Source organism: Kitasatospora sp. NPDC032150 (assembly GCF_055579945.1).
Genome location: NZ_JBVIMH010000007.1, coordinates 101,897 through 120,767 on the forward strand (window position 1 = coordinate 101,897; position 18,871 = coordinate 120,767).

Sequence of the window (18,871 nt, forward strand, 5' to 3'; positions counted from 1 at the left end):
ACTCCCGGCGTCCTCCGGTCGGATGAATTCATTCCGGCCCATACGAGTTCGACAGCTGAAGAGCTTCCGGCATCAGCCGTGAGTCCCTGTCTGACCACCTCGACGCTGCGGTGGTCTGGCTACGGGTGGTGTACGGACCGGCGGCCGACCGTTGAGGGTCGGTCGGGCCGCCACCGGGCTGCCGGTGCCGCCGCTCGAACGGCGCGGCACCGGCGGTCGCCTTTCCAGCCGAACCAACAACGAGTGGCGCACGACGCCTCCCCGCCGGGCCGAGCGCCCGATCCACGAGCCGGGTTTGCGCCGGTGCGCCACCTCTCCGTTGCCTGAGCGTCACCGAAGACCCACTGTCCGTGCATCGAAGCTCACTACAGTGAAGTGAACGGTACCGATCGGTCTGCCGACTTCCCAGCGCCCAGCACCCATATCGGAGTGAATCCAGCGTGAGTCCCCTCCTGAGCATCGTGCTGCCAGTCCACGGGGTGGAGCCCTTCCTCCCCCGCTGCCTCGACTCGCTCGGAGTGGGTGCCGCCAGAGCCGACGCTGCGGGCGCGGACACCGAGGTCGAGGTGATCGCGGTGGACGACCGCTCGCCCGACGGCTGCGGTGCGATCCTGGACGACCACGCGGCCCGCGACCCGCGCCTGCGGGTGCTGCACCTGCCCGAGAACCAGGGCCTGGGCGGCGCCCGCGCCGCCGGTCTGGCCGAGGCGCGCGGCCGGTACGTCTGGTTCGTGGACAGCGACGACTGGCTGCCCGACGGCGCGCTGTCCGCCGTCCTCGCCGAGCTGCGCCGCGAGCAGGACGCCGAGCAGCCGGTGGACGTCCTGCTCACCGACTTCACCCACGTCTACCCGGACGGCTCCACCGAGCCCAACCCGTGGCGCCACGTGCTGACCGGTTCCCCGCTCGCCGAGGGCTGCACCGCCCGTGAGCACCCCGGCCTGATGCAGACGGTGATGGCGGTGTGGAACAAGATCTTCCGGCGCGCGTTCCTTCAGGACTTGGACGTCTCCTTCGGCCGCGGCTACTACGAGGACATCTCCGTCACCTATCCGGCCCTGGTCGCCGCCCGCCGACTGCGCTACCTCGACCGCCCCTGCTACACCTACCGGCGCGGCCGCCCCGGCGCGATCACCAACACCGCCTCGCCCAAGCACGCGGACGCCTTCGCCCAGTACGATGCGATCTTCGCCTTCCTCGACCGCCGGGGAATCGGCAGCGCCGGCCAGGACGCGCTGCGCGACCTGGTCTTCGACCGCACCGTGAAGCAGGCCCTGACCATCTACGACACCCCCGGACTGGTCCCGACCGGACTGCGCGGCGACTTCTTCGACCGGATCGGCCGGCACTTCGACCGCAACCGCCCGCCCGGCTACCGCTACCCCGCCGGCGTGCGCGGCATCCAGTACCGCCTGGTGGCCACCGGCTCCCGGCTCACGTACAGCGAGCTGCGGCGCACCAAGCGGATCCCGCGCTCGCTGCGCAGCCGGGCCAGGGCGATGGCGCCCACCGTCCGCAAAGGGGTGCGCAGCGGGGCCAGGTACGCGGCGTACAACACCTTCCGGCGGCTGCCGCTGGACGAGGACCTGGCCGTCTACGCCGCGTACTGGCACCGGGGTTACGCCTGCAACCCGGCCGCGATCTACGAGAAGGCGCGGGAGCTGGCCCCGCAGGTGCGGGGGGTCTGGGTGGTGGAGACCAGGGCGCAGGCGGCCACCCTGCCCGCCGGGGTGCCGTACGTCGTGGTGAACACCCCCGCGTACCTGCGGGTGATGGCGACCGCCAAGTACTTCGTCAACAACGTCAACTTCCCGCACACCATGGCCAAGCGCCCCGGCACGGTGCATGTGCAGACCCAGCACGGAACCCCGCTCAAGAGCATGGGAATGGACCTGCGCGAGTACCCGCTCGCGGCCGACGGGATGGACTTCGACCGGCTGCAGGAGGCCGTGGACCGCTGGGACTTCCTGGTCTCGCCCAACCCGCACACCAGCGAGCACTTCAGCCGCGCCTTCCCCGGCCGGTACGAGCTGCTGGAGACCGGATACCCGCGCAACGACCGGCTCGCCGGCGCGACGGCCGCCGACGTGGCGGCGGTCCGCCGGAAGCTCGGGCTGGCCGAGGGGCAGCGGGTGGTGCTGTACGCGCCGACGCACCGGGAGGCGCAGGGCGGGTACGTACCGCTGCTGGACGTCGGCGAGTTGGCGTCCCGGCTCGGTCCCGGGTACACGCTGCTGGTCCGCGCCCACTACTTCCACCGGGGCAGCGTCGGTGAGCCCGAGCTCGGCACGGCGGCGGCGCGGGTCGTCGACGTCTCGGCGTACCCGGCGGTGGAGGACCTCTGCCTGGCTGCCGACGCGCTGGTCACCGACTACTCCTCGCTGATGTTCGACTATGCCGTGCTGGACCGTCCGATGGTGGTCTTCGCACCGGACTGGGCCGAGTACCGCCGGGTGCGGGGGGTGTACTTCGACCTGCTCGCCGAGCCGCCGGGGGTGGTCGCCACCGAGACGGCCGAGGTCGCCGAGGCGCTGCGGAGCGGTGATCCGGCGCCGGGGGCGCGGGCGGCGTTCCGCGAGCGGTTCTGCCCCTGGGACGACGGGCGGGCCGCCGAGCGCGTGGTCCGCCGGATCTTCCCCGTCACGGTGGCGCCCGCCGTGGAGCAGGACGAGCCGGCGGGTGCCCGGGAAGCCGCGCGGAACGGAAGGCGGCGGGCCGCACTGGCCGGCGGGTGAACTGATCCCCGGGGTGCCGGCCGGACGGTGCGCCGCGGGCTCCGGCCGCCGCTCGCCCCGGCGGGCACCGGTCCCTGCGCCCGGCGGCCTCAGAGCTGACGAACGGCAGTATCCCGACCAGCACTCCGGCCACGACCAGCAGGGACGGCGCGGGGACGCTCCACCGCCGGGCCCCGGTGGCGACCGCTGCGGCGAGCACGACCAGCGACAGGACGGTGGTGACCCCGCTCATCGGACGCCCCTTCGGTAAACGGACCCCGACGCGGTACTGACGACTCGCTGACACACCTGAGCGGGCCTCCGGGTTCGGAGGGCCGACGCCGACGCGGCGTCACCCCCCTGATCATCGGTTTCGCGTACGACCATACGCAGCGCGTGACGAGGATCGCAGTGGTCGAACGACCTGCGTAGTGGACGGCCGACGGGGTTCATGACGTAATCTGCGGTCTGACCTCGGCCCAGTCACGAGTCCGGGGATGTCGGTCGGCCAGGGAGGGCCCATGCTCAACCTCATCACCAAGCTCGTGCTCAAGCCCGTGGCGAAGGCGATCTACCGCCCCGTCATCGAGGGGCTGGAGCACGTGCCTCGCAAGGGTGGGGTGATCCTGGCCAGCAACCACCTGTCCTTCATCGACAGCGTGGTCATCCCGCTGACCGCTCCGCGTCAGGTCCACTTCCTGGCCAAGGCCGAGTACTTCACCGGCACCGGCCTCAAGGGCGCGCTCTCCCGGGGCTTCTTCACCAGCGTCATCAACGCCGTCCCGGTCGAGCGCGGCACCTACCGCTCGGCGGCGGCCTCGCTGGAGCAGGCGCTGGGCATCCTGCAGCAGGGCAAGGCGTTCGGCATCTACCCCGAGGGCACCCGCTCGCTGGACGGCCGGCTGTACAAGGGCAAGACCGGTGTGGCCTGGCTGGCGCTGACCGCCGGCGTGCCGGTGGTGCCGGTCGCACTGGAGGGCCCGGCCGATATCCTGCCGGTCGGCAAGCGGATCCCCCGGCTGCGCAAGGTGACGGTCCGTTTCGGCGAGCCGCTGGACTTCTCCGCGCTGCACGGCCAGGCCCGCAACGCCAAGGCCCGCCGCCAGGTCACCGACGAGGTGATGGCGGCGATCCACGCGCTCTCCGGGCAGGAGTTGGCCGACACCTACAACGAGCGCCCGGCCGCGGCCTGACCGTTCGGCGCCTGCCCCGGCAACGCCTCGCCGTTCAACGTCTCGCCGTTCAGCGCCCTTCCGCCCACTGCGTGCCCGTTCACCGTCGGTACGCCCGCTGAAACGCCTTCCCCCGAAGGGCCGTTCGTCGGCGTACCGTCCGGGCGCCGGGCCGGTACCGGGTGCTCCCGCCGCAGCAGCGCCGCGTAGCGGCCGTCCAGGGCGAGCAGTTGCTCGTGGGTGCCCAGTTCGGCGATCCGGCCACCGTCGAGGACGGCGATCTGGTCGGCGTGGCGGACGGTGGAGAGCCGGTGAGCGATGGTGATGGTCGTACGGCCGACGGCGAGGGCGTCGATGGCCTGCTGGACGGCGCGTTCGGTCTGGTTGTCCAGCGCACTGGTGGCCTCGTCCAGGATCAGCACGGGCGGGTTGCGCAGGATGGTGCGGGCGATGGCCAGGCGCTGCTTCTCACCGCCGGAGAACCGGTAGCCCCGCTCGCCGACCACGGTGTCGTAGCCCTCGGGGAGGGCGGCGATCATGTGGTGGATCTGGGCCGCCTCGGCGGCGGCGACCAGTTCGGCGTCGGTGGCGTCCGGCTTGGCGAAGCGCAGGTTGTCGGCGACCGAGGCGTGGAAGAGGTACGTCTCCTGGGAGACCACGCCGACGGTCTCGGCCAGGGTCGCGAAGGAGAGTTCGCGGACGTCGGTGCCGTCGATGGCGACCCGGCCGCTGCTGACGTCGTAGAGCCTGGGCACCAGGTAGCTGAGCGAGGTCTTGCCGGATCCGGTCTCGCCGACCACCGCCAGTGAGCTGCCCGCGGGCACCTTGAGGTCGATCCCGGTCAGGGTGGGCTGCGGCTGGTCGGGGTGGTAGCGGAACTCGACGTCCTCGAGGACGACGTCGCCGCGCACCCGGTCGAGCCGGACGGGGTGTCCGGGCTCCTGGATCTCCACCGGCAGGTCCAGGTACTCGAAGATCCGCTGGAACAGGGCGAGCGAGGTCTGGACGTCCACACCGGTGGAGAGCAGGCTCACGGCCGGCCGGAGCAGGCCCTGCTGCAGCGAGACGAAGGCGACCAGGGTGCCGATCGAGACGATCGGCACACCTTCGGCACTGGCGAGGCCGGCGGCCCAGTAGATGACGGCCGGCATCGCGGCCATCACGATCCCGATGGTGGACATCCGCCAGCGCCCGGCCATGCTGGAGCGGACCTCCAGTTTGGCCAGTTCGGCGGACTGCCCGGTGAACTCCTGGGAGAGCGAGTCGGATCGGCCCATGGTGCGGCCGAGCAGCACGCCGCTCACCGAGAGGGACTCCTGGACGGCCGAGCTCATCAGGGCGAGCTGCTTCTGCCGTTCACCGGTGATCCGCTTGCGCTCGTTGCCGACCCGGCGGCTGATCCAGACGAACAGCGGGAGCAGCAGCAGCGAGACCACCGTCAGCCGCCAGTCCAGCGCCACCATCGCGACCACGGTGGCGACCACGCTGGTGAGGTTGGAGACCAGCGAGGTGGCGGTGGAGGTGACGGTGGACTGCATGCCGCCGATGTCGTTGGCGATCCGGGACTGCACCTCGCCGGTCCGGGTGCGGGTGAAGAACGCCAGCGACATCCGCTGCAGGTGGCTGTAGACCGCGGTGCGGAGGTCGTGCATCACGTGCTGGCCGACGGTGGTGGAGATCAGCGTCTGCAGCACGTTGAAGATGCTGTTGACCACGGCGGCCGTGATCATGCCGAGCACCAGCAGGCTGAGCAGGCCGGTACGGCCCTGCGGGATGGCGGTGTCGAGCACCGCGCGGAGCAGGAACGGGGTCGCCACCGAGACTACGGCGGAGGCCGCGACCAGCAGCCCGACCAGGGCCAGGCGGCCCACGTACGGGCGGAACAGGCCGAGGATCCGGCGCACCTGGGCCGGGGGCCCGGGCTCGCCCTGGGCACGTGGCGGCGGGGTCCAGTCGAGGCGGTCGGGCTTCAAGGGCGGCCTCCGCGGGGCACGGGAACGGACATGTTCCCCAGCGTATAGAGACGGACTCATAGTTAGCAAAGCTAATAATGAGGCTTGTCCTATTCCCGTGCGCCGTGACACGCCGCGAGATCCCGGGAAGCCACGCAGGTGCGCTCTCGCGACGCGCAGTCCCGCGGCTGGGACAGCCGGTGGCCTACCGCGGCCCGTACGTCCTGGCCGCCTTGGAGGAGACGCCCCCGAGCCTGCCCGCGGGCAGCACCCGGCTGAGCGCCACGGCCGCCTTGTAGCGCCGGCTCGGGACGGAGAGGCTCCGCCCGCGCGCCAGGTCGCGCAGAGCCTCGTCCACCACGCGATCGGCGGAGAGCCAGGCCCAGGAGGGGATGTTGGAGGTGCCCATCCCGGCGCGCTCGTGGAACTCGGTCCGGGTGAAGCCCGGGCAGAGGGCCAGCGGGCGGACCCCGGTGCCGCCGAGGTCGCGGGCGATGCCCTGGGTGAAGCTGACCATCCAGGCCTTGCTCGCCCCGTAGGTCCCGCGCGGCACGAAGGCCGCGACCGAGGCGACGTTGACGATCCCGCCGAAGCCGCGCTCCTTCATGCCCGGGAGGGCGGCCATGGTCAGCCGCAGCACGGCCTCGATGTGCACCTTGACCATGTCCAGCTCGGCCTGCACCGGCACTTCGAGGAAGGTGCCCTTGTTGCCGAACCCGGCGTTGTTGACCAGGATGCCGACCGGCCGCTCGGCGTCGCGCAGCCGCTCCTCGACGGCGGCGATCCCCACCTCGGTGGCCAGGTCCGCGGGCAGGGTCTCCACCTGGACGCCGTAGCGCTTGCCGAGGTCGGCGGCCGCGGCCCGCAGCCGTTCGGCGTCGCGGGCGACCAGGACCAGGTCGCGGCCGTCCTTGGCGAGGCGGCGGGCGAAGGCCGCGCCGATGCCGGCGGTGGCGCCGGTGATGAGGGCAGTCGTCATGCGCAGACCGTACTCGGTGCCAAGCGCCCTGCGACATATCGGGGCGCGGGGGTTCCGCTCCGTCATGAAGCGGGCCTCGCGCCCCGGTGGGTGCGCGCCTACTCGGCGGCTGCGCGGCCGGCGGCCGTGTCGGCGGCCGTGTCGGCGGCCGTGTCGGCGGCGCCGCCCGCGCCGACCGGGCGCAGCCGGGTGGCGGCGGTGGCCTTCAGCCGCGGGGCCAGCCGGGCGACGTCGCGGGCGCCGACGGTGGCGATCAGGCCGGGCAGCACCCCGCGGACCGACTGCACGCCGCGGAGCCAGGCCTGGGCGTAGACGTGCGGGGAGCGGCGGGCGATCCCGGCGACCAGCCGTTCCACCGCCGGGGCCAGCGGGTAGGTCTTGTTGGCCGGCCAGGGCAGGCGGGAGCGCATCTGGGCCAGCACCGTGTCCTGGTCGGCGCCGCGCACCATGTCGGTGTCGGTCCAGCTCAGGTAGCCGACGCCGACCTTGACACCCTGGTAGGCCACCTCGGCGCGCAGCGAGTGGGCGAAGGCCTCCACCCCGGCCTTGCTGGCGCAGTACGCGGCCATCAGCGGCGCCGGGGTGAGCGCGGCCAGCGAGGCGATCTGCAGCAGGTAGCCCCGGCTCTCGACCAGCGCGGGCAGGAAGGCGCGGGCGGTGGCCACACTGCCGAGCAGGTTGACCTCGATGACCCGGTCGAAGGCGCGCGGATCGCTGTCCTGGAGCGGGCCGCCGAGGGCGATGCCGGCGTTGGCGACCACGGTGTCGATCCGCCCGTAGCGGTCCTGGATCTGCCGGGCGACGGCGCTCAGCGCGTCCAGGTCGGTGACGTCGGCCTCAAAGTACTCGGCATCGGGACCGCACTGGGCGGCGACCGCCTTCAGCTCCTCGGGCTCCAGGCCGACCAGGGCCACCCTTGCGCCGCGCTGGGCCAGGGTGCGCGCCAGCTGCGCGCCGACCCCGCGGGCGGCTCCGGTGACGACCACGACCTGGGCGGCGAGCGGCACGGTGGTGCTCATGCGTTCACACTCCTGACGTCTGCGGCGGTGAAGTCGAAGGCCCGGCGGATCTCCGCGGCGACCTCGACCGGGCGTTCCACGGGCGCCATGTGGCCGACGCCCGGGAGTTCCAGCAGCCCGCGCGGGTCGGGCAGCGCGGCCACGATCCGGCGCGCGTGCACCGGCGGGGTCAGCCGGTCGCGGGTGCCGACGATCACCACGGTGGGCGCGGCCAGCTTGGCGAGCTGCGGACGGACGTCCAACTCGCCCAGCACCCGGCCCCATTGGCGGCGGACGCCGGTCGGGCAGGCGTGCACCACCCGGGCGGTCGCCTCGACCCGGCCCGGCGGGGTGGCCGGGCCCATGACGCCGTACTTGAGCAGTGCCCTGCTGACCGGGGTCACCGGCCCGAGCGGCAGCCTGGACCGCAGGATCCCGTGGTGCAGGAGGCGCCGCAGCGCAGGCGGCCGCACCCCGGACGGGATCACGTTCACCTCGGCCAGCAGGTCGCTCGGACCGGTGCTGACCAGGACGGCGGCGGCGGTCCTGGCGGCCGCCTCGCCGCGGTCGGCGGCGGCCATGACGGTCATCCCGCCCATGCTGTGCCCGGCCAGCACCGCCTGCTCCCCCGCCGGCACCAGCTCGACGAGGACCGCCTCCAGGTCGTCGGCGAGCTTGGCGGTGGAGTAGCCGGCGGCCGTCGGCGGGATGTCGCTGCGGCCGTGGCCGCGCTGGTCGTAGGCCACCACCCGGAACTCGCCGGCGAGTTGGTGGATCACCGGGGCCCAGAAGGCGGTCGAGCAGGTCCAGCCGTGGGAGAGGACCACCGTCGGCGCCCCCTCGTGGCCGTACGCCTCGGCGTGGATCCAATGGCCGTCGGCGGAGCGGATCCGGTACTCCTCGGAGGCCGCCGGGAGTGCGCAGTCGGCGGCCGTCATTCGCCGGTCGGCCCTCATGCGGCGGCCTCCCGGGCCACGGGGGCGGTGCGCTTGAGGAGTTCGTACTCGGCCAGGTCGACCCGGCGGGTGGCGCGGCGGAAGGCGCTGGTGCTGCCCGGCCAGGTGATGGTGTTGCGGCCCTGGGGGTCGAGGTACCAGCTGCGGCAGCCGCCGGTGTTCCAGACGGTGCGCTGCATCCGGTGCTGCACCTCGAGGTTCCAGTGCCGCTGGGCCCGGGCGGTGGGCTGCATCGCGGTGGCGCCGACCGCGTCCAGGGTCTGCAACGCGTCGATGACGTAGTTGAGCTGGGACTCGATCATCAGGATCATCGAGCTGTTGCCGAGGCCCGTGTTGGGCCCTATCACGAAGAAGAGGTTGGGGAAGCCGTGCACGGTGGACCCGCGCAGCGCCTCCATGCCGCCCTTCCACTCCTCGGCGAGGCTGTGCCCCTCGGTTCCGAACACCCGCTCCGCAATGGGGAGATCGGTGACGTGGAAGCCGGTGCCGAAGACGATCGCGTCCACCTCGGCCTCGGTGCCGTCCGCGGCGACCAGGGTGGAGCCGCGCACCTCGGCCAGGCCGGAGGTGACCAGCCGGGCGTTGGGGGCGGCGAGCGCCGGGTAGTAGGTGTTGCTGAGCAGGATCCGCTTGCAGCCGATCCGGTAGTCGGGGGTCAGCCTGGCCCGCAACTTGGGGTCGGTGACGCCCCGTTCGAGGTTGCGCACGGCCATCCGCTGGACCAGGCGGAGCATTTCCGGTTGGCGGACGAAGGCGCCGACCTGGAGTTCGCGCATCGCGAAGACCGAGGCCCGGCGCAGCAGGCCGGTGGCGGGGATCCTGCCGTGCAGCCACTTCTCCAGGGCCGTGATCTCCCGGTCGGCACGCGGCAGCACCCAGGCGGGCGTCCGTTGGAAGACCGTCAGCTCCCCTACCGCTGGCTGGATCTCGGGGATGATCTGGGCGGCCGAGGCGCCGGTGCCGATCACCGCGACCCGCTTGCCCGTCAGGTCGTAGTCGTGCTCCCAGCGCGAGGAGTGGAAGACCCGGCCGGGGAAGTCGGCGAGTCCCGGCAGTTGTGGCAGCTTGGGGTCGGCCAGCGGTCCGGAGGCGGAGACGACGGCGTCGGCGGTCCAGCTTCCGGCGCCGGTGGTGACCCGCCAGCGGGTGTGCTCCCGCTCCCAGCGCAGTTCGGTGACCTCGGTGTGGAACCGCAGGTGCGGGCGGAGTCCGAAGACGTCGGCGACCTTCTCCAGGTAGGCGCGGATGTCCGGCTGCCGGGAGAAGCTGCGCGGCCACTCGGGGTTGGGCGCGAAGGAGAAGGAGTACAGGTGGGAGGGCACGTCGCAGGCGCAGCCCGGGTAGCTGTTGTCGCGCCAGGTGCCGCCGACCGACCCGGCCCTTTCCAGGATGACGAAGTCGGTCATCCCGGCCCGGCGCAGACGCACCCCGGCACCGAGGCCGCCGAAGCCGGAGCCGATCACGGCGACCCGGACGTGCGGGGTCGCGAGCGGGTCGTCGGGCGTGGACGGCTGCTTGCTGCGCTTCGGGCTGGATGCCATGCGGCGGCCTCCTGGTGCTGTGGGGCGACGGGAGTGCGGAACCATGGGACGGGGGCGTCGAACCGGGCCGTTCGACCGGGCTGCCGTTGTGCTCGGGCGGGGACTCCCCGGCCCGAGCCAATCGCGCCAGCAATCACTGGCACGATTGGCAGGGTAGCCCGTACCGGCGCTTCTCGGAAGACGACGGACCGCATCGATTGCCGCACTGTCGCCCTATGCTGAGCCGCGTGGCGGAGATCGAGAGCACAGGCGGCGGCGCCCCGCGCGAGTACCGGGTCGAGGAACTCGCCGAGGCCGCCGGCATCACCACGCGCACCCTGCGCTTCTACCGCGAGCGCAAGCTGCTGCCACCGCCGCGCAAGCAGGGCCGGATCGCCTGGTACGGCGAGGAGCACCTGGCCCGACTGCGCATGATCGCCGAACTGCTGGAGCGCGGGCACACCCTCGGCGGCATCAGCGAGCTGATCGGCGCCGGCGAGAGCGGCCGGGACGTCGCCGAGCTGATCGGGCTGCAGGCCGCCATCACCGAGCCGTGGTCGGACGAGACCCCGGTCCACCTCAGCTGGGCGGACCTCGCCGGTGCCTTCGGGGACCAGCTGAGCGACGCCAACACCGCCGAGTCCATCGCCCAGGGCTACATCACCGTCCAGGAGGACGGCATCACCCACGTCAGCCGCCGCCTGATGGACGCCACCGTCTCCCTGGTCTCCGAGGGCGTCCCGCTGGCCGCCGTGCTGGCCGCCAGCCGCCGGGCGCAGGAGTACGCGGATGCCGTCGCCGAGGTCTTCACGGCCCTGATCAGGGACGAACTGCTCGGCGCGCTCAGCTGCGCGGCGGACCTGCCGCCCGGCGAGGCCGCCCGGCTGACCGAGCAGATCCGCCGGATCCGCCCGCTCGCCCGCACCGTCGCGGACGCCCAGTTCGCCCTGGCCATGGACCGGCGGGTGCACACCGAGTACGACGCGCTGCTGAGCCGGCACAGGGAGCAGCCCGGGGGAAGCTGAGCGGGCGCCCGCGCTCGACTCCGCACCTCTCCGGCCGCCGCGCTCCACGGCTCCCCGACGGCCGCCCGGGCCGCCGCCCCGGGACCGGCGCGAACCATGATCGCACGGACGTGCGAGAGTGGTAGCAGTGGAAGGGAGCACGCGGGTGCTTATGGAGAAGGTGGCGGAGATACTCGCCGAGGCGTCGGCCGAAGCGGTCGAGCCACGCTTCCGGGCACTGACCGACGGCGAGGTCATGGAGAAGGCCCCCGGAGACCTGGTGACCGTCGCCGACCGCGAGGCGGAGGTGATCATCTCCCGGCGGCTGCGCGAGTTGCTCCCCGTCCCCGTGGTCGGCGAGGAGGCGGTGGCCGCCGACCCGTCGCTGGCCCGGGCCCTGGTCGAGGAGCCGGCGGTCTGGTTGGTCGACCCGGTGGACGGGACCTCCAACTTCGTCGCGGGCCGCCCGGACTTCGCCGTGATGGCCTCGCTGGTCCGCTCCGGGCAGACCGTCGCCGCCTGGATCTGGCAGCCGATCACCGGGGCCGCCTACAGCGCCGAACTCGGCTCGGGCGCCTGGCGGGACGGCTTCCGGCTGGTCCGCCGCCCCGCCGAGGACGCGCCCGAGAAGTGGCGCGGCACCATCAAGAGCCGCTGTCTCGACCCGCTCGAGCACCACCGGTTGCAGACCAACGCCCGGGTCTTCGGCCGGACCTCCGAGGGCCTGCGCTCGGCCGGGATGGAGTACCCGCTGATCGCCGAGGGCGAGCAGGAGTTCATCCTGTACTGGCGCACACTGCCCTGGGACCACGCCCCCGGCTCGCTGCTGATCACCGAGTCCGGCGGCGTCTCCGCCCGGCTGAGCGGCTCCCCGTACCACCCCGACCCGCCCGGCGGCGAGGACGGCCTGCTGGTCGCCTCCGACCCGGAGGTCTGGGAGCACACCCGGCGAGTACTCCTCGGCCGCTGACCGGCCGAGGTCGAACCCCCGCCCTGCCCAACGGATCTGACGTTCAGTCAGTCGCCAGTCTCCCGACCGGCTCGGACCACCGCCTTGAGCAGCGCCGCGAGTTCGGCCTCCGTGGTGTTCGGATTGAGCAGGGTGAGCTTCAGCCGCACCCGACCCGCGCCGGTGCCCGGCAGTTCGGTGCGGCCCACCACGGCCCGTCCCTCGCGGAGCAGCAGCCGGCGCAGCTCGGCGTTGACGCGGTCCGCGACCCGTGGATCCGCGGTGGCGGGACGGTAGCGGAAGACCACGGTGCTGAGGATCGGTTCGCAGTGCAGCTCGAGGGCCGGTTCGCCGCGGACCGCCGCGGCGGCGGAGTGGGCCAGTTCATGGCAGCGGTCGACGAGTCGGCCGAGGCCGGACCGGCCGAAGGTCCGCAGGGTGACGGCGATCTTGAACGCGTCGGCCCGCCGGGTGGTGCGCAGCGAGCGGCCGAGCAGACTCGGATAGCCGGCCTCCTCGTCGTCGGCGGGGTTGAGGTAGACGGCGCGGCGGGCGAGCGAGGCGTACGTCTCGGCCCGGCGGACCAGGAAGATCCCGGCGGCGGTGGGCTGCCAGCCCAGCTTGTGCCAGTCCAGCGCGACGGAGTCGGCGCGGGCGATGCCGTCCAGCAGCGGGGCGAGGCGGTCGGAGAGCAGTGCGCCGCCGCCGTACGCCGCGTCCACGTGCAGCCAGCTGCCGTACCGGGCGGCCAGGTCGGCGATCGGGTGCAGTGGGTCCACCGCGCCGGTGTCCGTCGTCCCGGCGGTGGCGACGACGGCGATCGGCCGCGCCCCGTCCGCCACCGCCTCGGCCAGGGCGGCGGCGAGGCGGCCGACGTCCATCCGCAGCTCGCGGTCGACGGGGACGGCGGTCACCGCCCGCTCGCCGAGGCCGAGCAGGGCGGCGGCGCGCTGGATGGAGAAGTGCGCCGCCTCGGAGGCGAAGATCCGGGGGCGTACGCCGGCGGGCAGGCCGTCCAGCTCCACGCTGCAGGTACCGGCGAGCGCCTGGTCGCGCGCCAGCATCAGGCCCATCAGGTTGGACTCGGTGCCTCCCGAGGTGAGCACCCCGGCGGCCTCCTCGGGCCGGTAGCCGACCAGTTCGGCGAGTTCGGCGAGCAGCGCGGTCTCCAGGGCGGTGGCTGCGGGTGCCTGGTCCCAGGAGTCCAGCGAGGGGTTGAGGGCACTGACCGCGAGGTCGGCGGCGACCGCGACGGCCAGCGGCGGTCCGTGCAGATGCGCCGCGCAGGACGGGTCGGCGGGGTCGGCGCTGCCGTAGGCGAGCAGTTCGGCCAGCCGCGGCAGGGCGTCCCCGTCGATCTCCGCGCCGTCCTGGACGTACCGGAAGACGCCCTCGAACTGCCGGGCCAGTGCCCTCGGTCCACCGGCCGGGATCGGCCCGCCACGGCGTGCGGCGCCCACCTCCAGGGCGGTCAGGGCCAGGTCGACCAGTTCGCGCAGGGCCGCTGGTCCGCGCGTCCCGCCGGAGAGCGGCACCCGGTAGTCGGTGAGCTTCATGCCGGCTCCCCGTCGGCGTCGTCGTCGGCGCTCGCGGCGGCCTCGATCGCGTCGGCGAGCCGGTCGAGCACCGCCTCGACCTGTTCGTCGGTGATGGTCAGCGGCGGCAGCAGGCGCAGCACCGCGCCGTGGCGTCCGCCGAGTTCCACGATCAGGCCCCGCCGCAGGCAGGCGGCCCGGACTCGGACGGCCAGCCGCGGGTCGGCCGGGTGGGCGCCGCAGGAGTCCACCTCCCGGCTCGGGTCGACGAGTTCCAGGCCGAGCATCAGACCTCGCCCCCGGACGTCCCCGATCACCGGCAGCCGGCCCTGGAGTCGGCGCAGCCGCTCCGAGATCCGGGCACCCAGCAGCGCCGCCCGTTCGGCCAGCCCGTTGGCGGCCACGAAGCGCAGGGTCGCGGCCCCGGCGGCCATCGCGAGCGTGTTGCCCCGGAAGGTGCCGGTGTGCGCGCCGGGGCGCCAACTGTCGTACTGCGCGCGGTAGACCACCACGGCGAGTGGCAGACTGCCGCCGATCGCCTTGGAGAGCACCATGGCGTCCGGCACGATACCGCCGTGCTCCACCGCCCACATCGCGCCGGTCCGGCCGACCCCGGTCTGCACCTCGTCCACGATCAGCGGGATGCCACGTTCCGCCGTGATCCGCCGCATTTCGCGCAGCCAGTCGTCCGGCGCGGGCACCACCCCGCCCTCGCCCTGCACCGCCTCCAGGATCATCGCCGCGGGCGGCACCACACCGCCCAGCGGGTCGTCCAACAACCGCTCGGCGTACGCCACCCCCAGCCGCGCGCCGCGCTCACCGAGCCCGAACGGACAGCGGTAGGCGTACGGGTACGGAAGTCTGGTGACCTCTCCCCCGCCGGGCAGCGGTGACTTGACGCCGACGTTGCCGGTGACCGCCAGCGCGCCCGCCGTCATCCCGTGGTACGCCCCGGTGAAGGCGAGCGCCCCGCGCCGCCCGGTGGCGGTCCGCATCAGCTTGAGCGCGGCCTCGACCGCGTCCGTCCCGGCCGGGCCGCAGAAGTGCACCCGTGCCTGGTCGGCGAACTCCCGCGGCAGGCTCTCGAACAGGGCGGTCGTGAAGTCGTCCTTCTCGACGGCGGCGAGGTCGAGCAGGTGCAGCGGGGCGCCGCTGTCCAGGGTGCGCCGGATCGCCTCCAGCACCACCGGGTGGTTGTGGCCGAGCGCCAGCGTGCCCGCGCCGGAGAGGCAGTCGAGATAGCGCCGCCCGTCCGCCCCCTCGACGGTCATCCCGTTGGCGCGCACCGGAACGATCGGGAACGAGCGCGCGTACGTACGGGCGGCCGACTCGCGGAGGCGCTGGCGGCGGAGGATCCCGTCACCGGCCACGGACCCGGTGGTGCGCGCGGTCGGCCCGGCGGTGTGGACGGTCAGGGTCACGAAGGACTCCCCAGGTAAGGTTAGGTAAGCCTAACTTTACTCGCCTGGGGAATCCGGTCCGCCCGCCGTCCCGGACTTCACCCGGTCGGGTGATGCGCTCCCACTCCCCCAACGACCGGGCCGTCTCCGAGGTCACGTACGCTGGGCCGCCGTAGCACCCCCGAGCCCCGCGCACGAGGAGCCACAGATGACCGACCGGGCCGAACCGCCGAGCCGAGCCGAGGCCGACCGGGCCGAACCGCCGAGCCGAGCTCGGTCCGACCGGGCCGGCCCCCCGAGCCGGTCCGAGGCCGGACGGGCCGCACGCGAGCACGCCCGGGAGTTCTTCGCCGTCCGCGCCGCCGACTGGGACCAGCGGTTCCCCGACGACGGCCCGCGCTACGCCGTCGCCATCGCCCGACTCGGCCTCTCCCCTGGCGACTTCGTGCTCGACGCGGGCTGCGGCACCGGCCGGGCGCTCCCCCACCTGCGAGCGGCCGTCGGCCCGCACGGCATCGTCCTCGGCCTGGACCTCACCCCCGAGATGCTCGAGCAGGCCCGCGCCCACCACGCCGTGGCCGGACTCGTCAACGGCGACGTCTGCCGACTGCCGCTGCGTGACGGCGCGTTGGACGCCGTCTTCGGCGCCGGCCTGATCTCTCACCTGCCCGACCCGGCCGCCGACCTGCGCGAACTCGCCCGGGTCACCCGCCCCGGCGGCACCCTCGCCCTCTACCACCCGATCGGCCGCGCCGCGCTCGCCGCCCGCCAGGGCCGCCGGATCACCCCCGACGACCTCCGGGCCGAGCCCAACCTCCGCCCCCTGCTCGCCGGTTCGGGCTGGCACCTCACCTCCTACACCGACACCGACGAGCACTATCTCGCCCTCGCCTCCCGCGCGGCCTGACCCCAGCAGCCAGTCCTGCCCTCAGTACCCGGTGAACTTTGATCGGCCCGGTCCCCTGATCCGCCCGCCCGGAAAGCCTTGCAAGGACCGAGGTCAGCCTTGGGACGGCTCGGTGTGCCGCTCCGGCGCAGGGGCGGCCGACCGCCGCCCGGCCAGCAGCGCCCAGGCCGCGATCGCCGCGACGAGCACCATCCCGAGGCCGGCCACCGCCAGGGTGTTCCGGGCGCCGACCGCCGCGCTGAGCGGGCCGCCGAGGGCGGCACCCAGCGGGGCGCCGGTCAGCAGCACCGCGCTCCGGAAAGCGAGGATCGTGGTCAACCAGGCCTCCGGCGTACGGTTCTGGAACAGACTGAGGCAGAGCGCGCTGTACGGGCCGTAGATCACCCCGCCGAGGGCGAACGCCCCGAGCGAGACGCCCGTCGGTGCGTCGAGCGCGAACGGCAGCAGGATGACCCCGTGCCCGGCGACGATCCCGAGGATCACCGGCCACAGCGGCAGCCTGCGCAGGACACCGACCGCCAGCGCACCGACGATCGCCCCGGCCCCGAACACCGCCCAGTACAGGCCGAGCATCCCGGTACCGGCCCCGAGGTCGCCCTTCACGAACAGCGGCAGCGCCACCTCCACCGGCCCCCAGCACACGTTCAGGAACCAGGTGACGGCCAGCAGACCGAGCAACTCCGGCCTCCTGGAAAGCAGTTGCGGGGCCCGAGCCGCAGGTGGATCGGCCGGCCGGGAGGCTGGCATACCAGCGCCCGGACCGCCCAGCCGACCGGTCGAGGCCGCCAGGACGACGAAGCTCAGGGCGTCCAGGCCGGTGATCCAGGCGGGGCCGACGACGGCGGCGAGCAGACCGGCGAGCGCCGGACCGGCGATGGTGGACACCCAGCCGCTGGTGCTGAGCAGCGCGTTGGCGGCCAACCGCTCCTCCGCCGGCACCAGTTCGGCGACCAGCGCGTACTTGGCGGCACCGCCCCAGGCGTGCAGCAGCGACGAGGCACCGAGCAGGACGGTGTAGCACACCGGGTCCAGCAGCCCACCGGCCGACGCCAGCGGTACACAGCCCAGGAACACCGCCCGCAGTGAGCTGTTGGCGCACAGCAGTCGACGCGCGGGCAGGCGGCGGACCCAGCGTCCGAACAGCAGCGCGCCCACGGCGCCGGGCAGGGAGTAGGCGGCGAGCGCGATACCGAGCACCGGACCGGACCCGCCGGGCGGCGCGATCTGGACGGCGAGCCACGCCACGGCCACCACGCTCATACCGTCGCCCAGGTCGGACACCAGCAATGCCGGCACCAGGTGCCTGAACTGGTGCCGCATCAGAAGGTCGCGGTACTGCCTGGGTATCAGCCGGTTCGGCCATCGGGGGAACATGTGCGCAGGCTGGCAGTTCAACCGCGGTTGAAGTCAACTCCGCCGGCAGCCGGACCCGACGAACGGCGCCTGCTCCGTCGGATCCGGTCATCGGATCGGACCCATCGGGTCAGAGCCACCAGGTCAGACCCATCAGGCCGGACTCATCGGTCAGGCAAGGTGGGCGTCCGCGTAGGCCAGGATCGCCTCGCGCTGGTACTCGGCCAGGCCGGTGGCGATGGTCTCGTAGGCGGCCCGCCAGTGGCCGTTGTCCACGACGCCGCGGCCGATCGCCCGGAACTCCTCCGCACTCACCGGGCGGACCTCGGCGAACGCCCGGTACTGGCTGTCGATCTCGGCCTGGACCTCCGGGTCGGTGACCGGCGTCCCGGCGACCATGAACTCCGCCATCCGGACCATCACGGCCGTCCGCTCGCGCTGGCCCCGCTCGGCCTCGGCCAGGGTGGTCGAGGCCGCCAGCCGTTCGGCCTGCTCTGCCCACTCCGGGAAGTCGTTGCGCAGGTCGGCTTCGATCTGCGCGGTGTCGAAGCCCTCGAACAGGTTCTCCGGGCGGTTGATCTCGGGCATGGTGCCTTCCTTCCTTGTCCTCTGCAGTTCGGCGATGGTGCGGGCGACGGTCCGGGCCAGGGTGTCGAGGCGCTTGCGCTCCTCGACCAACCGCTGGTGATGGCTGCGCAACAGCTCCAGTTCGTCCACCTGCGCGCTGAGGATGCCCCCGATCTCGGTCAGGCCGAGGCCCAACTCCCTCAGCAGCAGGATCTGCTGCAGCCGCAGCAACTGGCCTTCCTCGTAGTAGCGGTGTCCGTTGCCGCCGACGAACGCGGGCCGCAGCAGTCCGATCTGGTCGTAGTGCCGCAGCGTCCGAGCCGTCACCCCCGACATCCGGGCGACCTCCGCGATCGGCCAGGCCATCACCCGCCCCTTTCACCGTGTGTCCCGCGGCCGGGTTCTCCCGGCCACGCCTCAGACGTTAGGCGTTGCCGCTGCGGCAGCTTCAAGTGCGGCGATCCCGGTGTTCCCGCGCGACCCCGTCCCCCTCGGGGGAGAGGCCTGGTCCACCCGTGAGGGGACGTTCCGGTCCGCTCGCGAGGGGACGTCAGGTGATGTCCTCGCGACCTACCGTCCTTGCCATGACCAGAATCCGTCGCACCGCCGCAGCCGCCGCGCTCGCGCTCCTCCTGCCGCTGCCGATCGCCGGGGTGGCCTCCGCCGCACCCCCCGCCACGGCACCCATGACGGCCGCGCACACGGCGCCGAACGCCTTCACCACACCCGAACTACCCCGCCCGACGGGCCCGCACGCGGTGGGCCGCAACATCCTGCACCTCGTCGACCAGGACCGCCCGGACCCCTGGGTCCCCTCCGCAGGCCCCCGCCAACTCATGGTCTCGATGTACTACCCCGCCCACCC

General features: G+C 73.2%; 14 protein-coding genes and 1 pseudogene. 6 read left to right on the forward strand and 9 right to left on the reverse strand.

Annotation, left to right across the window (positions count from 1 at the left end):
• Window positions 1-440: 440 nt before the first annotated feature.
• Together ACZ5ON_RS11065 and ACZ5ON_RS11070 are read left to right on the forward strand one after the other, a co-directional pair.
• Window positions 441-2,735: a bifunctional glycosyltransferase/CDP-glycerol:glycerophosphate glycerophosphotransferase gene (locus ACZ5ON_RS11065; RefSeq protein ID WP_465588970.1), complete on the forward strand. Its 2,295-nt coding sequence runs from the start codon at window positions 441-443 to the stop codon at window positions 2,733-2,735.
• A gap of 500 nt (window positions 2,736-3,235) precedes the next feature.
• Window positions 3,236-3,907: a lysophospholipid acyltransferase family protein gene (locus tag ACZ5ON_RS11070; protein WP_465588973.1), complete on the forward strand. Its 672-nt coding sequence runs from the start codon at window positions 3,236-3,238 to the stop codon at window positions 3,905-3,907.
• Here ACZ5ON_RS11070 and ACZ5ON_RS11075 read toward each other — a convergent pair.
• The 5 genes from ACZ5ON_RS11075 to ACZ5ON_RS11095 all read right to left on the reverse strand — a co-directional run bounded on the left by ACZ5ON_RS11075 (window position 3,880) and on the right by ACZ5ON_RS11095 (window position 10,312).
• Window positions 3,880-5,859, reverse strand: coding sequence for an ABC transporter ATP-binding protein (locus ACZ5ON_RS11075; protein ID WP_465588976.1), 1,980 nt, complete (start codon window positions 5,857-5,859; stop codon window positions 3,880-3,882). The two genes, ACZ5ON_RS11070 and ACZ5ON_RS11075, sit on opposite strands and share 28 nt — an antisense overlap.
• Before the next feature lie 184 nt (window positions 5,860-6,043).
• The gene (locus ACZ5ON_RS11080; RefSeq protein ID WP_465588979.1) at window positions 6,044-6,817 is read right to left on the reverse strand and encodes an SDR family NAD(P)-dependent oxidoreductase; all 774 of its coding nucleotides are present in this window, start codon (window positions 6,815-6,817) and stop codon (window positions 6,044-6,046) included.
• Window positions 6,818-6,915: 98 nt separating this feature from the next.
• Window positions 6,916-7,836, reverse strand: coding sequence for an SDR family oxidoreductase (locus tag ACZ5ON_RS11085; protein WP_465588982.1), 921 nt, complete (start codon window positions 7,834-7,836; stop codon window positions 6,916-6,918).
• The gene (locus ACZ5ON_RS11090; RefSeq protein ID WP_465588985.1) at window positions 7,833-8,771 is read right to left on the reverse strand and encodes an alpha/beta fold hydrolase; all 939 of its coding nucleotides are present in this window, start codon (window positions 8,769-8,771) and stop codon (window positions 7,833-7,835) included. The genes ACZ5ON_RS11085 and ACZ5ON_RS11090 overlap by 4 nt, the downstream gene beginning before the upstream one ends.
• On the reverse strand, window positions 8,768-10,312 hold the full coding sequence (locus ACZ5ON_RS11095) for a flavin-containing monooxygenase (RefSeq protein ID WP_465588988.1): 1,545 nt from the start codon (window positions 10,310-10,312) through the stop codon (window positions 8,768-8,770). Before ACZ5ON_RS11095 ends, ACZ5ON_RS11090 begins: the two co-directional genes overlap by 4 nt.
• Window positions 10,313-10,539: 227 nt before the next feature.
• Here ACZ5ON_RS11095 and ACZ5ON_RS11100 point away from each other — a divergent pair, with 227 nt between their 5' ends.
• A complete protein-coding gene (locus ACZ5ON_RS11100) occupies window positions 10,540-11,316 on the forward strand; it encodes a MerR family transcriptional regulator (RefSeq protein ID WP_465588991.1) in 777 nt (258 codons plus the stop codon).
• Between the two features lie 151 nt (window positions 11,317-11,467).
• On the forward strand, window positions 11,468-12,265 hold the full coding sequence (locus tag ACZ5ON_RS11105; protein WP_465589412.1) for an inositol monophosphatase family protein: 798 nt from the start codon (window positions 11,468-11,470) through the stop codon (window positions 12,263-12,265).
• Between the two features lie 47 nt (window positions 12,266-12,312).
• On the opposite strand, the gene ACZ5ON_RS11110 is transcribed toward ACZ5ON_RS11105, so the two are convergent.
• Together ACZ5ON_RS11110 and ACZ5ON_RS11115 are read right to left on the reverse strand one after the other, a co-directional pair.
• On the reverse strand, window positions 12,313-13,800 hold the full coding sequence (locus ACZ5ON_RS11110; RefSeq protein WP_465588994.1) for a pyridoxal phosphate-dependent decarboxylase family protein: 1,488 nt from the start codon (window positions 13,798-13,800) through the stop codon (window positions 12,313-12,315).
• Window positions 13,797-15,194, reverse strand: coding sequence for a diaminobutyrate--2-oxoglutarate transaminase family protein (locus ACZ5ON_RS11115; RefSeq protein WP_465589415.1), 1,398 nt, complete (start codon window positions 15,192-15,194; stop codon window positions 13,797-13,799). Before ACZ5ON_RS11115 ends, ACZ5ON_RS11110 begins: the two co-directional genes overlap by 4 nt.
• A 193-nt stretch (window positions 15,195-15,387) precedes the next feature.
• Between ACZ5ON_RS11115 and ACZ5ON_RS11120 the strand changes: the two genes are divergently transcribed.
• Window positions 15,388-16,086: a class I SAM-dependent methyltransferase gene (locus tag ACZ5ON_RS11120; RefSeq protein ID WP_465588997.1), complete on the forward strand. Its 699-nt coding sequence runs from the start codon at window positions 15,388-15,390 to the stop codon at window positions 16,084-16,086.
• A gap of 93 nt (window positions 16,087-16,179) precedes the next feature.
• Here ACZ5ON_RS11120 and ACZ5ON_RS11125 read toward each other — a convergent pair whose 3' ends face one another.
• Window positions 16,180-17,460 (reverse strand): MFS transporter, encoded by a 1,281-nt coding sequence (locus ACZ5ON_RS11125; RefSeq protein WP_465589000.1) that lies wholly within the window; start codon window positions 17,458-17,460, stop codon window positions 16,180-16,182.
• 150 nt (window positions 17,461-17,610) lie between these two features.
• A complete protein-coding gene (locus ACZ5ON_RS11130; protein ID WP_465589003.1) occupies window positions 17,611-18,372 on the reverse strand; it encodes a MerR family transcriptional regulator in 762 nt (253 codons plus the stop codon).
• Window positions 18,373-18,590: 218 nt separating this feature from the next.
• Between ACZ5ON_RS11130 and ACZ5ON_RS11135 the strand changes: the two are divergent.
• Window positions 18,591-18,871 (forward strand): annotated as a pseudogene (locus ACZ5ON_RS11135) (alpha/beta hydrolase); the annotation flags it as partial.